The sequence below is a fragment of the Halodesulfurarchaeum sp. HSR-GB genome, assembly GCF_031432215.1.
Lineage (GTDB): Archaea > Halobacteriota > Halobacteria > Halobacteriales > Halobacteriaceae > Halodesulfurarchaeum.
Window position 1 is genome coordinate 1,852,292 of the sequence record NZ_JAVKGN010000001.1, and the last position, 13,011, is coordinate 1,865,302.

Sequence of the window (13,011 nt, forward strand, 5' to 3'; positions counted from 1 at the left end):
AGGGGACGATGATGCTTCCAGCCTCAGGAACGATCGGCGGGGGAGCGAAAGCCCCTCTGTGGGAGCGGTGATACACTATGCCAGTATACGTAGACTACGACGTACCAGGTGACCTTCAGGACCGAGCCCTCGAGGCTCTCGAGGTCGCCCGCGACACCGGACGCATCAAGAAAGGGACAAACGAGACGACCAAGGCTGTCGAGCGCGGGAACGCCGGCCTCGTCTTCGTGGCCGAGGACGTCTCCCCCGAGGAGATCGTCATGCACCTCCCCGAACTCGCCGAGGAGAAGGGCATCGCCTGTGTCTTCGTGGACACCCAGGACGACATCGGGCACGCCTGTGGTCTCGAAGTCGGAAGCGCGGCCGCCGCCATCGTTGATGCCGGCGAGGCCGACGCCGACGTCGAGGACATCGCAACCAAGGTCGAGGACCTGCAATAGCGATGAGCGCCGAGGAATCGACAGAAGGCTCGACACCCGCCGAGGTCATCGAGATCGTCGGGAAGACCGGCATGCACGGTGAGGCCATGCAGGTCAAGTGTCGAATCAAGGAAGGGTCCAACCAGGGCCGCATCATCACGCGGAACGCCCTCGGCCCCGTTCGGGTCGGGGACGTGTTGCAGCTCCGCGAGACGGCCCGCGAAGCCGACTCGATTGGGGGTCAATAATGCCACAGACACGCACCTGTGATTACTGCGGCGACGAGATCGACCAGGGGACGGGCACGATGTACGTCAAGGTCAGCGGCGAGACGATGTACTTCTGCTCCTCGAAGTGTGAGAAGAACGCCGGTCTGGGTCGTGAACCCCGCGACCTCGAGTGGGCCGGCCAGGGCGAAGGCGAATGACCGAGCGCACGTTCGTAATGGTCAAGCCCGACGGCGTCCAGCGGGGCCTCATCGGCGAGATCATCGCCCGATTCGAGGACCGTGGGCTCAAGCTCGTCGGCGCGAAGCTCATGCGGATCGATCAGGCACTCGCCGAAGAGCACTACGCCGAACACACGGACAAGCCGTTCTTCGAGGACCTGACCGACTTCATCACGTCGGGCCCAGTCCTCGCAATGGTCTGGGAAGGCCAGGACGCGATCGCCCAGGTTCGCACGATGATGGGCGCGACCGATCCCGCCGAATCCGCCCCGGGCACCATCCGGGGGGACTTCGGGCTTGACATGGGTCGGAACGTCATCCACGGCTCCGACACCGAACCCGGCTCCGCCGAGCGCGAGATCGAGCTGTTCTTCGACGAGGACGAGCTCGAGGACTACGAGCGCATCGACGAAGCCTGGCTGTACGAGTAATCGGCATCGCTTTTTCGGCGTTCAGTTCGAGATCGAGTAGCGCCTGGTGACTCCACTTCGGAGCAACGCTTAGAAGGCGGCAGCACTTACCGGCAATTGGGACACCACATTCGATGCCAATAAACCATCAGTCACGCCGGTCGATCGAACTGGGAGTCGCCGTCCAGCCACAGGAGAACTGTCCAGTGAGGACACTGAGCGAGGAGGTCACCGACGTCCGCCACCACGCCCACGAGGATGGGCTCCAGTGTGAGATCGTGTTCGCCGATTCCCAGACCGAGAACAGGGAGACCTTTCACGGCTATCACGACGGCCAAGAGCCCTGCCCGGCCCTGACGTTTATGGAACATGACTGTGTGCCGAACATCGAAGGGGTCGAAGACGAGTCGCTTTTGGTCGTCACCCATCCGCCGAATCGGGAGTCGATTTCGGACCTGCTCGCGGGCCTGAATCAAGTCTCCGAAAGCCTCGCCGTGAAGTGGATCTCCGAGACGCCCACGGAGGAAGCCGCCACTCGACGCTCCGTTGACCTGGATGTCTTGACCGACAAGCAGCAAACGGCGATCGAAGACGCCGTGAAGGCCGGCTACTACGAACAGCCTCGAGAGATTTCTATTTCGGAACTCGCAGCGGAGCGGGGAATCAGCCAGTCCGCGATGTCCCAGCGACTGCACGCCGCCGAGCAGAAACTACTCGAAGGCCTCCTCTTTCCCGAACAGTCTGCCGACCGGTAACGGGAGCTTATCGTTTTGAGCCGGGGTAAAGGACAGCTTATCACCTTAAAAAGTACCGTTGTGTATAAGAATTGCAGCTAACCGCCGCAAGCCCCCACATTCGAGTGTATGGGTAAGAACAACACACAAGATGAGGCCGAGCCGTCAGTACCGGACGACGGGACCTCGCGGCGGAACTTCCTGAAAGGGGCCGCCGTCGGGGCCGGGGTCGTCGGCACGGGGGCCACCGCGGGGGTCCTCGCACTGAACAACGAGGACACCGGCGAGTCCGCGAAGGCCATCCCCGCTTCGGAGGGGTATCTGCTCGTGGACCCGGCCAAGTGTACCGGCTGTACGAGTTGTATGATCGCCTGTTCGACCGCCCACGAGGGGAAAGCCAGCCACTCGCTGGCGCGAATCCAGATCACGCAGAATCCCTTCGAGGGGTTCCCGAACGACATCAACCAGGAGCAGTGCCGCCAGTGTACGTATGCGGCCTGTGTCGAGGCCTGTCCGACGGGCGCGCTCGAAGCGGACCCGGAGAACGGCAACGTCCGGATGGTGGACGAGGACAAGTGTGTGGGCTGTCAGCGCTGTCTGGAGGCCTGTCCGTACACGCCCCATCGGAACACCTGGAACCACGAGCGGGAGTACGCGATGAAGTGTGATCTCTGTGCGGACACCCCACACTGGGACCAGGAGGGTGGCCCGGACGGGTCACAGGCCTGTGTCGAGGTCTGTCCGGTCGGCGCGATTCAGTTCACCGACGAGATCCCGACCCAGTACGACGACGAGGGCTACAAGGTGAACCTCCGGGACGAACAGTGGGAACAACTCGGACTCTACGCGGGTGATATCTGATGAAAGGACACATGGGGACGATCCTTCGACTGGACCTGACGAATCGCGAAATTTCGACAATCGACACGAGCGAGTACGAGGAGTGGGTCGGCGGCCACGGCATGGGGTCGGCCATCTTCTTCGACCTGGTGGATGACAAGACGGTAGATGCCTTCTCGGAAGAGAACGTCATCACGATGATGACCTCGCCGCTTGCTGGGACACTGGCCCCGGCCGCAGCGGGACGCACTGAAGTGCAGGGAATCAGCCCGCAGCCGTATCCGACGGAGTGGTTCAACCGGAGCAACTTCGGTGGTCGATTTGCGGGTATGTTGAAGTACGCTGGTTATGACGGGATTGTCATCGAGGGGAAAGCCGATGAACCAGTGTGGGTAAACGTCGTCGACGACGAGGTTACTTTCGAGAGTGCTGAGTCACTGTGGGGATTGAGCACATGGGAGACCCAGACTGAGATCTGGCAGGAAGTTGATCATGAAGCAGGCTGGAACCAGCCGGAAACCAAGCGAGACACCGGTCAAACCACACAACGACCTGCCATCGCGACTATCGGCCCAGCAGGTGAGGCCGAGATACGGTATGGGGCAATAATCCACGACGCCGGTAATGGCGCTGGAAATGCAGGTTTCGGTTCGGTCTGGGGGTTCAAGAACCTCAAAGCCATTAGCGTCCTAGGAACTGGAAGCGTAGAGATTGCCAACCCAAGTGAACTTCTTAAAGTTCGGACGGAGATGGTGGACGAGTATGGATACGATCTCGACGATCATAGAAGTCTGCCAAGTTTTGCTGCGTTCTCAGGATCGCCTGGTGCGGGGGCGATGAACGTTGGCATGGAGGAACCAATCCGCGCCCAGGGATGTCTAGGTTGCCACAAAAACTGTCGAAAACGAACAGCAAGCGGGCAGGGTAATGAAAGTTCGTGTGTCGATGTCCTGTATTACGACGCACACGATCAGGCCAAGCATGGGGAGTATACTGAAGAGACAGCAAAAGCTGCGGATCTAACACAGCGATACGGGATCAACAATTACACACTCGAAGCCGGTATCAAGTGGCTCAAGGATCTGCACAAACGTGGGATCCTCGGGCCCGATGGAGAGATCGAAGGCGATCTTCCATGGTCCGAATTGGGCAATGCGGTCTTTGCCGAACGACTTATCCAGAAAATCATCAACAGAGAGGGAATTGGAGCAGATCTGGCAGAGGGATTGATGCGTGCTGCCGAAAAGTGGGGTCGATTAGAGGAGGACCTAGCCTCCGGGAGTTTGTCCCTGCAATACTGGGGCTATCCGCACCACTACGATGCCAGAACGGAAGTTGAGTGGGGCTACGGTAGCATCCTCGGAGAACGGGATATAAATGAGCACGACTTTAACTGGTCCGTGTATTGGCAACCCTCCACGGCCAAACTTACCGGCAATGATCCCCCAGTCACCGCTGAACGGCTCGCCGAGATAATCCAGAACAGTACCGAGCCATACAATGTGGTGCCGGACTACAGTGACGAAGGGATTTATTCACAAAATATGGTGGAGCTCGTGGCCTGGCACCGCCACTACACACGGTTCTGGAAACAGACTGCGCTCTACTGTGACTGGGCATATGCGGACTTCATAAACCCCTACGGAGATGATATGTCCGGCCTCACCCCAGAAGGTGAGCCCTTAATTTATAATGCAGTCACCGGCGAAAATATCACTTTCGAGGAAGGTATCGAAAAGGGACGCCGCATCTGGAATCTAGACCGTGCGATATGGACACTCCAAGGCCGCCACGCGGATATGGAGGAGTTTGCGGAATACACTTACGAAGTCGGAGCAAAGCCTGGATACACGACATACGAAATCCCCTATTACGTTCCGGTCCAGACAAACGGGAAGTGGGAGTACAAAGACGTATCCGGCAGAACCCTCGATAGAACGAAGTTCAACGACTGGAAACGAAAATTCTACGAGTTCGAGAACTGGGATCCGGAAACCGGACGACCAACCCGGTCCGGATTGGAAGCATATGATCTGGGGTTTGTTGCGGACGAACTGGAAGCAAACGGCTTCCTTCAGGAGGGATAATCCATGGAACTGACACAACCATCAAACACGATCAAAGAGCGGGCCCAGGCAGAAGTTAGCCACGACGATCATCTCGTGGGGTATGAACTTCACGGAATGGCCGGAAATAAAGAAGTACAATTGCACACACTCGAAGAGGTGGCGTCCTTTATCCACACAGCCGATGTTGAGGAGTTATCATATGTCGTCGGGAGTGGTGGAACAGTTGGCTACGTCGATCTCGAAATTCTCGAAGGGTGGGTGCGGGACGTAATTCGAGATGCCGAGCTCGCTGACGAGATCGGGAAAATCAGAGAGGCAAACGACAGCTACGCCGACTGCGTAGAGCCAATATCCACCCTCATCGGCGAGCGTTTGGAACAGGCCAGGGAGGACTAAGCCCATGCGCTGGAAACGACCACTAATCACACTCGGTCTGCTCGTGGCCCTCGTGGGCGGGTACATCCTCGCCGCAGATGCGGCCGAGTTGTACCTCTGGCAGGCCTTCGAGTCCGGGTCGTACATCTACGACGTGCTGTTCGAAACTCTGGCCTGGGTTCTCCCCGCAGCTATCGGCAGTGGACTGCTATTCGGCGCAATCCACGCCGCCTACTCTGAGTCCGAACCCACCATCCGAGAAGGCCTCGTCCGTCGACACGAGGCTTTCGGGGCCTTCTTCGAGCACTGGGCAGCCACCGTCGGAATGCTGCTGCTCATCGGCTCCGGCATCTGGCTTGGCTTCCTCTTCGTACCTCGATTTGCCGGCACAACAGAAGCAGTGGGCTTGGCGATCAACGTTCACTGGGCCGGCGCTGCGATTCTGCTGTTCGCAGCGTCTTACCACGTCGGTGGGCTCCTCATGGGAGACCACCAGGAAATCCTGCCGAAATCGGGCGACCTCACAAACGCTGTCAGAAACGTCGCAAGCTACCTCCGGCTTGGCAACGCGCCCGAGGCTGAGAAGTACCTCCCGATTCAGCGGGTGAGTTACCTCATCTGGGCCGGATTGGTCGGCGTCGTTGCGATAACGGGACTAGTGAAAGCTGCTGACTACCCATGGGAGGTTGGTGGTGGATTGATGTCGGCGATGACACTATTGCACGATGTCTTTGCCCTGTTCACCATCCTGTTCCTGGCGGGGCACATCGGAGCGGTGCTCATGCCTTCGCACCTCCAGCAACTCCGGTCCCAGATTACTGGCTGGATACCAATAGAGTACGTCCGGTCCCACCACTCCCGGTGGCTCCCGGCAGAAAGTACCTCTCGGAGCCACAAGAGCGGAGAGGACTAAGAACGTATGGGATCGGTTCTTCTCGTCAACGCTCCGGTCGGTGAGACGACTGCAGGCACCCATGCGGCCCTCCATCCACCGCTCGGTCTCGGATATATCGGAGCCGTCCTTCGAGAGCGAGGACACACTGTTTCAGCGCGTGACCTGAACGTGACCGGAATGAACCCGGCCGTCATCGAACGGGCAGTCGATCGAAGCGAGGCGGACGTGCTCGGCGTCTCGGCCCACACGGAGACCTATCCAAACGCACTCGAAATTGCTCGCACGGCTACGGAGGTGAACCCTGACCTGACCGTCCTCCTGGGCGGCCCGCACGCCAGTGTGAACGATGCGGAGGCGGCCTCAGTCGACGCGATAGACTACGTCGTTCGAGGCGAAGGAGAACTGACCACAGCTGAACTGGTCACGACGGTCACCGAAGAGGGAGATCCAGAAGCTGTCGACGGAATCACGTTCGAGCGGGACGGGCAACTGATCCAAACACCTGATCGCCCGTATATCCAAGATCCGACCGAACTCCCGTTCCCTGCCCGCGATCTGTTCCCGCTTGAACTGTACCAACATCCAGGCAACATGCTCTTTTCGAGGGGTGGCTGTCCGTTCCAGTGTCATTTCTGTGCGGTCAACAACATTTGGGGCGATGGAACGCGTCGCTACAGAGCTATCGAGGACGTTCTCGAAGAGGTGAGGTTACTCGTGGATGAGTTTGGGGTCCAACAGATCAACTTCGCTGACGACACGTTCACCCTCCGACGAGACAAGACCGAAGAACTCCTCCGAGAGCTTCGGGATCTCGATACCCGGAACCCCTGGGACTTCACGTGCTCGACGCGAGTGGATCTGGTCGACGAGGACCTTCTGGAGACCTTGGCCGATGCCGGGTGTTCCGGGATCCAGTTCGGTGTGGAGGCGGGTTCCCAGGAAATTCTCGATTCGATCGGCAAGAAAATCTCGTTGACGGAAGCCAGAGATGCGATTGAAACCGCAGTCGACCTCGACATGGACGTCTTGGCATCCTTCATGTTCCCCCACCCCGACGATACAGCAGCGACGATCCGCCAGCAGGCTGACTTCATGCGAGAAGTCAAAGACACTGGGGCGGCGATTTCACTGGCATTCACCACGCCGTATCCGGGGACAGTGTACGACGAGTACGTCAAAAACGGAGATATCGAAGTGCGAGCCGAGACCTGGGACGAATATGACGCCAAACACCTCGTTATCGACACGAAAAACCTCTCGTTCGATAAGTTGGAGCGGCTCAAGGACGAGGTCATCGAAAAAAGTGGACTCAAGAAACGCACGTCCACGACGACAGCGACAGGGCCCTGATTAAGTCCACTTCAGTTCCAGCACCAACAATTTCTCGAACGGAAACGACGCCTCGCGAACGGTCTGTACATCGAACCCCGCCGATCGAGCCTGCGATTCGACCGCCTCGGGACCGGTAAGCGTACTCACGACCAGATACACGGCCCCGCCAGGGGCGAGCACGCGCCCGACGGTCTCCACGAAGGGCTCGATCACTTCCCGACCGGTCTCGCCCCCAGTCAGTGCGTCTTCGACCCAATCGTTTCGCGCCGCTAGCTCGACCCGCGGCAGATAGGGCGGATTGAACAGGACCGCGTCGAACACCCCTTCCTGGAAGGGCGCGACCAGATCACCGCACACGGCCTGAATGCCGAGCTCCCGCGCTCGCCGACAGGCGTGTGGATTGATGTCCGAACCGATGACCGTCGCGCCAGTCCCCTCACGAACCTCGCTTGCGACGTAGCCCGATCCCGTCCCAACTTCGAGCACCAGGTCCGCACCCTCGATCTCGGGACGGGCTGCCTCCAGAAGCAGGTGTGAATCCTCGGCCGCCTCGTAAATCTCGGTCTCGATTCCCCGTCGGTCGGCCAGGTCACTCATCGATTCGAGCGGCGGTGACGGCAATTTCGGCGAACTCGGCCGGTTCGAGCGCGTCGGGGCGCTTCCCCACGATCGAGTCTGGAAGCGCGTCGATCACAGCCTCCGGGTGTTCGATCCCGGAGATATGCACGGTGTTTCGGATCGCGTTGCGCACAGTCTTGCGCCGCTGGGTGAAAAGTGCCTTGACGAGATCGAGGAAGGCCTGATCGTTCGGGACCTCGTACTCGGGGGTCCGGGGCGTGACGGTGACGATCGCGCTGTCCACCGCGGGCTGGGGGTCGAAGGCTTCGGGCGGGACGGGTTCGACGATCTCTACGTCGGCGTAGTGCTGGGCCCCGACTGACAGTCGCCCGTAGTCACTCGTCCCGGGCGTGGCGACCAGCCGGTCGGCGACCTCGGCCTGGAACATGAGCACCGCGGGCCGGTGACGGCGGAGCAATCGGAAGGTCACCGGCGTGGAGATGCCGTAGGGGAGATTCGAGATACAGACGGAGTAATCGGGAAGGTCGATCTCCATTCCGTCGCCCTCGAGGATCGTGAGACGGCCGTCGGCCACAGCCTCGGCGAACTCCGTTTCGAGAAACCCGACCAGGGCAGCATCCCGCTCGATGACGGTTACGTGATCGGAAACGGCAAGCAGGCGGTCGGTAAGCGCACCGGCCCCCGGACCGATCTCCAGGACGTGAGACAGGTCGAACGCCGAGGCGTACTCCGGGATTCGGTCGAGGACCCGATCGTCGACGAGGAAGTGCTGGTCCTGGTTCGGGTCGCCGCGGCCGGCGGCGGCCACGAGTCGGTCCGGGTCTCGCGCGGTCATTGGCCGGAGTTGCGGGCCGAGCGCTTTACCCCTTACGAGCCGACGAAGATCCGGTATTTGAGATCCTCGTCGGTGAGTTCAGCCCGGATCCGGTCGACGACGATTGACTTCGGATCGTGGAGACCGGACACCCGCGATTCGAGGTCCTCGAAGGACTCGAAGGGGCCGCGCTTGCGCGCATCCAGAATGTTATCCCGGAGTTTGTCCCCGATTCCGGGGAGCAGGTTGAGCTGGTGCATCCGGAGGCTCACGGGCTGAGCCTCGGTGAAGAAGTCGACGAAACGCCGTTCATCGGCCGTGACGATCTCCTCGATGACGTACTCCAGTTCGGACTGTGCGCCATCGGAGAGGTCCTCGTACTCGACCTGCCGCCCGCGCTCGATGCCCGAGTCGAAATCGGGGCGGAGCTGAATCCGGTCGCCGATCGAGACGTCCGCGTCGTCCCCAAGTGTCAGTTCGTAAAGCGAGAAGTGCTCGGTGCCGACCGCGTAGATCACCGGCGAACGTCGATACTGGGGTTCGTCGGCGTCGCTGCGACCGTGTGGGAGGAAATCGAGTACGACCCCGTGGGCGACGTCCGACTCGGCGCTGTCCTCGGTCATGTCCCGGCCTACGTGAAGGCGGAACTTAAACGGTGGTCTCCACTGGCGGGTGGAGTGACAAAACGGACCCCCAGATTCAGGCGTACTTCGAGACGATGTCGAGAATCGCGTCGAGTTCCTCACCGTCCAGGGCGTACCGCTCCTGGGCGAACACCGAGCGGAGTTCCGTTCGCGTGCGCGGGAGGAGATTAGCGATCTTGTACGCGACCGGGTCCTCGACGTACTCCAGGTCCGAGAGCTCCGCGACCAACTCGCGGGACTCCTCGACGTCGAGCACGGCAAACCGGTTGACGTGGTCGATGGCGCGGGCCAGTTCGTATCGGAGTTCCCGGTCCTCGTCGCCTGCCCGTTCGGCCTCGACATCGGCGAGGAGTTCTTTGGCCTCGGGAATCGTCAGTAGCTCCTCGTCGAGAGTCTCTTTGAACAGAGACATTACTCAGTCTGCTCGTGGAGGTGGGCGGGGCCGACGAGGAGGGTCTTCTCCTTGCCCCGGTCGGAGATCGCGACCTTGTAGGCGGTGCCCTGTTTCCCGACGACCTCACCGGTGAGGCCGTTGAATCGGGCGTGGAAGCGACCGTCCGGGACGCTGGGGTCGATGCGGAGATGGACGGACTGTCCTTCGTCGAACTCCGCGACGGATCGCTGGGGCGGGGACGTCCCGCGCTGGCGTGGTGGGTTCGAGAGTTTGTTCCGGGTGCCTTCGAGGGGTCCATTGGACGACGGCATAGTAGTACGAACCGATAGAGCGGTGACGGTTAAAAAACGCACGTTCCCGTTCAGGAGGTGGGATCGACGGTGAACAGCTCCGTATCCGCGGGAACAGCAAACACGCCGAGTCTGGCTCCGGCGTCGAGCCAGGCGTGACCGTAGGAGAACGCTGCGAGGGCGTTGACCGGATCGTCGGTCGCCCGGAAGTGGCGGCCGTCCTCCAGGTAGGAGACCGCCATCTCCATGAACTCCACCGCGACGGTATCAAGGGGCGTTCCCTGGGCAGGCACTGGTTCGGCCGCCTCGATTGCCGCTTCGAGCAGTGACTCGTACCGATCGGTCTTCTCCTGGAGGTCCGCAGGCATGACCGGGACGAGGTCCGGGACGGCCCTAAACGTGCCGACAGGTCGTGAGAGTGCGTGAAATGGCCACAAACGGCACGGAAACGGACAACTGCGGCCGATGGCGCAAGGTAAATAGGGACTTCAGTCACTTTGATATTGTATGGAAGCCCCACAAACGGATACGTCGTCGATCGGCGAGGAGACCGATGAATCGGCGGCCGAACACCAGCGACTGGTCATCGTGGGCTCGGGCATTGCAGCACTGACAGCGGCCATCTATGCGGGACGGGCCAACAACGACCCGCTCCTGATCGAGGGCGACGAGCCGGGTGGCCAGCTCACGCTCACGACAGAGGTCGACAACTATCCCGGGTTCCCCGACGGCATCAACGGCTCCGAGTTGATCAACCGGATGCGCAAACAGGCCGAGAAGTTCGGCGCGGAGATCGAGCACGGGATCGTCGAGTCCGTTGATGACTCGACCTATCCCTTCGAGCTCACGCTCTCGAATGACACCGTCTACACCGCGGACGCCGTGATCGCCGCGAGCGGAGCCAGCGCCCGACTGCTGGGCATCGAGGGCGAGGACGACCTGATGGGCTATGGCGTCTCGACCTGTGCGACCTGTGACGGCGCGTTCTTCCAGGGCGAGGACATGATCGTCGTCGGCGGCGGCGACGCCGCGATGGAGGAGGCCGATTTCCTGACGAAGTTCGCCGACACCGTCTACCTGGTCCACCGTCGCGAGGAGTTCCGCGCGGAGGACTACTGGATCGATCGCACCATGGAGAACGTCGAGGAAGGGGACATCGAACTCGTGAGGAACACGGAACTCACGGAGATCCACGGGAGTCCCGAGGATGGCGTCGACCACGTTCACGTGGTCTCCCACCCGGATGGTCACCCAAAGGAGAAACTCGAAGCCGGTGAGGATGTCGAGGAGGACACGATGGACGTGGCCGCGGTGTTCGTCGCGATCGGCCACACCCCCAACACGAACTACCTGGTGGACACGGGCGTCGAACTCGACGACGAGGGCTACATCGTCACGCAGGGCGGCCGCGGCGGCAACCAGACCATGACCGACGTCGAGGGGATCTTCGGCGCGGGCGACGTGGTCGACTTCCACTACCAGCAGGCAGTCACGGCCGCCGGGATGGGCAGCCAGGCAGCCCTTGACGTGGACGAATGGCTCGCGAAGGAAGCCCCAGCGACGCCGGAATCCGAGCCAGTCACCGCCGACGACTGACTCGATGGGCAGCTTTACAAGTGGTCTCGGCCAATGCCATCCATGGCCGATTCGATTACGGTAACCGTCGAGACCGAAACTGGTACGGACGAGATCGCTCTCCCCCTGGACGTTATTGATCTCTACCGAGAGGAACCCGATGAGACAGACGCCATGATCGCCGCGGACATGCTCGTGATGGCCTTCACCGAGCGCGCACACGCACTGGCCCACCACAGCGAGGACGAGGCCACTGACGTGGATCTGGAAGCGATCGAGGGCGAGATGCTCGAGGCCTTCGAGGACCGCTTCGGTGTGAGCTACGCCGAGGCGACGGGCCACTCCCACTAAGGTCTTCTCTCAGTCGACTTCGTACTCCAGGAGCACGCCGTCGTCTAGTTCGCTGACCGACTGCAGGTTCACCGACGGGTAGTCCTCGGTGAAGCCCGTGCCATCAGCCAGCGTTGGGGCATCACGGCCGCCGATCAGCATGGAGCCCACAAAGACGCTGAGTTCGTCGACCAGTCCGGCCGCAAAAAGCGAGAAGATGAGTTCGCCCCCGCCCTCGACGAGGAGGCTGTCGATCCCCGTCGCATCGAGACGGTTTAATGCGGCCGTCAGGTCGACCTGGCTCGTCCCGGCTTCCAGAATGGAGACTCCGGCACGTTCCAGGCTATCGACGTGTTCGGTCGGAACAGCTTCGCTGACGAGGACGTACGTCTCGGTCGTGTCATCGAGGACACGTGCGTCGGGCGGGGTCCGTGCCCGTGAATCCGCGACGATCCGGGTCGGGTGGTCAGCAGGCTGCTCGCCGTGCGCGGCAGGGTCATCGAGTGTCAGCGAGGGATCGTCCGCGAGGACCGTTCCGACCCCGACCATGATGGCGTCGTACTCGGCGCGCAAGCGCTCGACCCGGGCGAAGTCCTCGGGTCCGCTGATAGCCAGCTGCTCGCGCTCGCGGGAGGCCAGTTTCCCGTCGACGCTCATGGCGGCGTTCACGGCCACGTGCATGCAAGAGCGATCGCCAGCCGTCGGGGAAACGCTTTCGACTGGGACCGGTCGTCCATACCCTTTTACCGTCGGGCGGCAGTACTCTTCCACGATGACTACCCAGGGACGAACCCCCGGCCCACGCGAGGCAACCACGCCGCGCGAGGACGGCCGAGTCAGTCGAGAACGCACGCCGGAGGTGC

General features: G+C 61.1%; 19 protein-coding genes. 12 read left to right on the top strand and 7 right to left on the bottom strand.

Annotated elements, in window-relative coordinates; translation table 11 throughout:
- Positions 1 to 77 precede the first annotated feature (77 nt).
- The 10 genes from rpl7ae (at position 78) to RH831_RS09865 (ending at position 7,540) form a co-directional block, all read left to right on the top strand.
- A complete protein-coding gene (gene rpl7ae / locus RH831_RS09820) occupies positions 78 to 440 on the top strand; it encodes a 50S ribosomal protein L7Ae (RefSeq protein WP_070364684.1) in 363 nt (120 codons plus the stop codon).
- 2 nt (positions 441 to 442) lie between these two features.
- Entirely contained in the window at positions 443 to 667 is a 225-nt protein-coding gene (locus RH831_RS09825; RefSeq protein ID WP_070364683.1) for a 30S ribosomal protein S28e, read from the top strand.
- Positions 667 to 846: a 50S ribosomal protein L24e gene (locus RH831_RS09830; RefSeq protein WP_310554002.1), complete on the top strand. Its 180-nt coding sequence runs from the start codon at positions 667 to 669 to the stop codon at positions 844 to 846. Before RH831_RS09825 ends, RH831_RS09830 begins: the two co-directional genes overlap by 1 nt.
- Positions 843 to 1,298, top strand: a complete 456-nt coding sequence (ndk, locus tag RH831_RS09835; protein WP_310554003.1) for a nucleoside-diphosphate kinase — start codon at positions 843 to 845, stop codon at positions 1,296 to 1,298. The genes RH831_RS09830 and ndk overlap by 4 nt, the downstream gene beginning before the upstream one ends.
- A 113-nt stretch (positions 1,299 to 1,411) precedes the next feature.
- Positions 1,412 to 2,032 (top strand): helix-turn-helix domain-containing protein, encoded by a 621-nt coding sequence (locus RH831_RS09840; protein WP_310554004.1) that lies wholly within the window; start codon positions 1,412 to 1,414, stop codon positions 2,030 to 2,032.
- Positions 2,033 to 2,140: 108 nt separating this feature from the next.
- Positions 2,141 to 2,872 carry a 4Fe-4S dicluster domain-containing protein gene (locus RH831_RS09845; protein ID WP_310554005.1) on the top strand — a complete coding sequence of 244 codons (732 nt, stop codon included), beginning with the start codon at positions 2,141 to 2,143 and terminating at the stop codon, positions 2,870 to 2,872.
- On the top strand, positions 2,872 to 4,938 hold the full coding sequence (locus RH831_RS09850; RefSeq protein WP_070364678.1) for an aldehyde ferredoxin oxidoreductase N-terminal domain-containing protein: 2,067 nt from the start codon (positions 2,872 to 2,874) through the stop codon (positions 4,936 to 4,938). Before RH831_RS09845 ends, RH831_RS09850 begins: the two co-directional genes overlap by 1 nt.
- Before the next feature lie 3 nt (positions 4,939 to 4,941).
- Positions 4,942 to 5,316 (top strand): hypothetical protein, encoded by a 375-nt coding sequence (locus RH831_RS09855; RefSeq protein WP_070364677.1) that lies wholly within the window; start codon positions 4,942 to 4,944, stop codon positions 5,314 to 5,316.
- Between the two features lie 4 nt (positions 5,317 to 5,320).
- Positions 5,321 to 6,208: a cytochrome b/b6 domain-containing protein gene (locus tag RH831_RS09860; protein WP_310554006.1), complete on the top strand. Its 888-nt coding sequence runs from the start codon at positions 5,321 to 5,323 to the stop codon at positions 6,206 to 6,208.
- Between the two features lie 6 nt (positions 6,209 to 6,214).
- Positions 6,215 to 7,540 (top strand): B12-binding domain-containing radical SAM protein, encoded by a 1,326-nt coding sequence (locus tag RH831_RS09865; protein ID WP_310554007.1) that lies wholly within the window; start codon positions 6,215 to 6,217, stop codon positions 7,538 to 7,540.
- Here the strand turns inward: RH831_RS09865 and RH831_RS09870 are convergent, their stop codons facing one another.
- The 6 genes from RH831_RS09870 to RH831_RS09895 all read right to left on the bottom strand — a co-directional run bounded on the left by RH831_RS09870 (position 7,541) and on the right by RH831_RS09895 (position 10,611).
- Positions 7,541 to 8,119, bottom strand: coding sequence for a HemK2/MTQ2 family protein methyltransferase (locus RH831_RS09870; RefSeq protein WP_310554008.1), 579 nt, complete (start codon positions 8,117 to 8,119; stop codon positions 7,541 to 7,543). It abuts the gene before it with no gap.
- Entirely contained in the window at positions 8,112 to 8,936 is an 825-nt protein-coding gene (gene rsmA / locus RH831_RS09875; RefSeq protein WP_310554009.1) for a 16S rRNA (adenine(1518)-N(6)/adenine(1519)-N(6))-dimethyltransferase RsmA, read from the bottom strand. The genes RH831_RS09870 and rsmA overlap by 8 nt, the downstream gene beginning before the upstream one ends.
- A 32-nt stretch (positions 8,937 to 8,968) precedes the next feature.
- Positions 8,969 to 9,538 (bottom strand): DUF655 domain-containing protein, encoded by a 570-nt coding sequence (locus RH831_RS09880; protein WP_310554010.1) that lies wholly within the window; start codon positions 9,536 to 9,538, stop codon positions 8,969 to 8,971.
- Positions 9,539 to 9,614: 76 nt separating this feature from the next.
- Positions 9,615 to 9,971: an RNA polymerase Rpb4 family protein gene (locus RH831_RS09885; RefSeq protein ID WP_310554011.1), complete on the bottom strand. Its 357-nt coding sequence runs from the start codon at positions 9,969 to 9,971 to the stop codon at positions 9,615 to 9,617.
- The gene (locus RH831_RS09890; protein WP_310554012.1) at positions 9,971 to 10,264 is read right to left on the bottom strand and encodes a 50S ribosomal protein L21e; all 294 of its coding nucleotides are present in this window, start codon (positions 10,262 to 10,264) and stop codon (positions 9,971 to 9,973) included. The genes RH831_RS09885 and RH831_RS09890 overlap by 1 nt, the downstream gene beginning before the upstream one ends.
- A 50-nt stretch (positions 10,265 to 10,314) precedes the next feature.
- Complete coding sequence (locus RH831_RS09895; protein WP_310554013.1) at positions 10,315 to 10,611, bottom strand: DUF357 domain-containing protein; 297 nt, start codon at positions 10,609 to 10,611, stop codon at positions 10,315 to 10,317.
- Positions 10,612 to 10,750: 139 nt separating this feature from the next.
- Between RH831_RS09895 and RH831_RS09900 the strand changes: the two genes are divergently transcribed.
- Entirely contained in the window at positions 10,751 to 11,839 is a 1,089-nt protein-coding gene (locus RH831_RS09900; protein ID WP_310554014.1) for an FAD-dependent oxidoreductase, read from the top strand.
- Between the two features lie 42 nt (positions 11,840 to 11,881).
- Positions 11,882 to 12,169, top strand: coding sequence for a hypothetical protein (locus RH831_RS09905; RefSeq protein WP_310554015.1), 288 nt, complete (start codon positions 11,882 to 11,884; stop codon positions 12,167 to 12,169).
- Positions 12,170 to 12,178: 9 nt separating this feature from the next.
- On the opposite strand, the gene RH831_RS09910 is transcribed toward RH831_RS09905, so the two are convergent.
- Positions 12,179 to 12,829 (bottom strand): 2,5-diamino-6-(ribosylamino)-4(3H)-pyrimidinone 5'-phosphate reductase, encoded by a 651-nt coding sequence (locus RH831_RS09910; protein ID WP_310554016.1) that lies wholly within the window; start codon positions 12,827 to 12,829, stop codon positions 12,179 to 12,181.
- Positions 12,830 to 13,011: the final 182 nt, after the last annotated feature.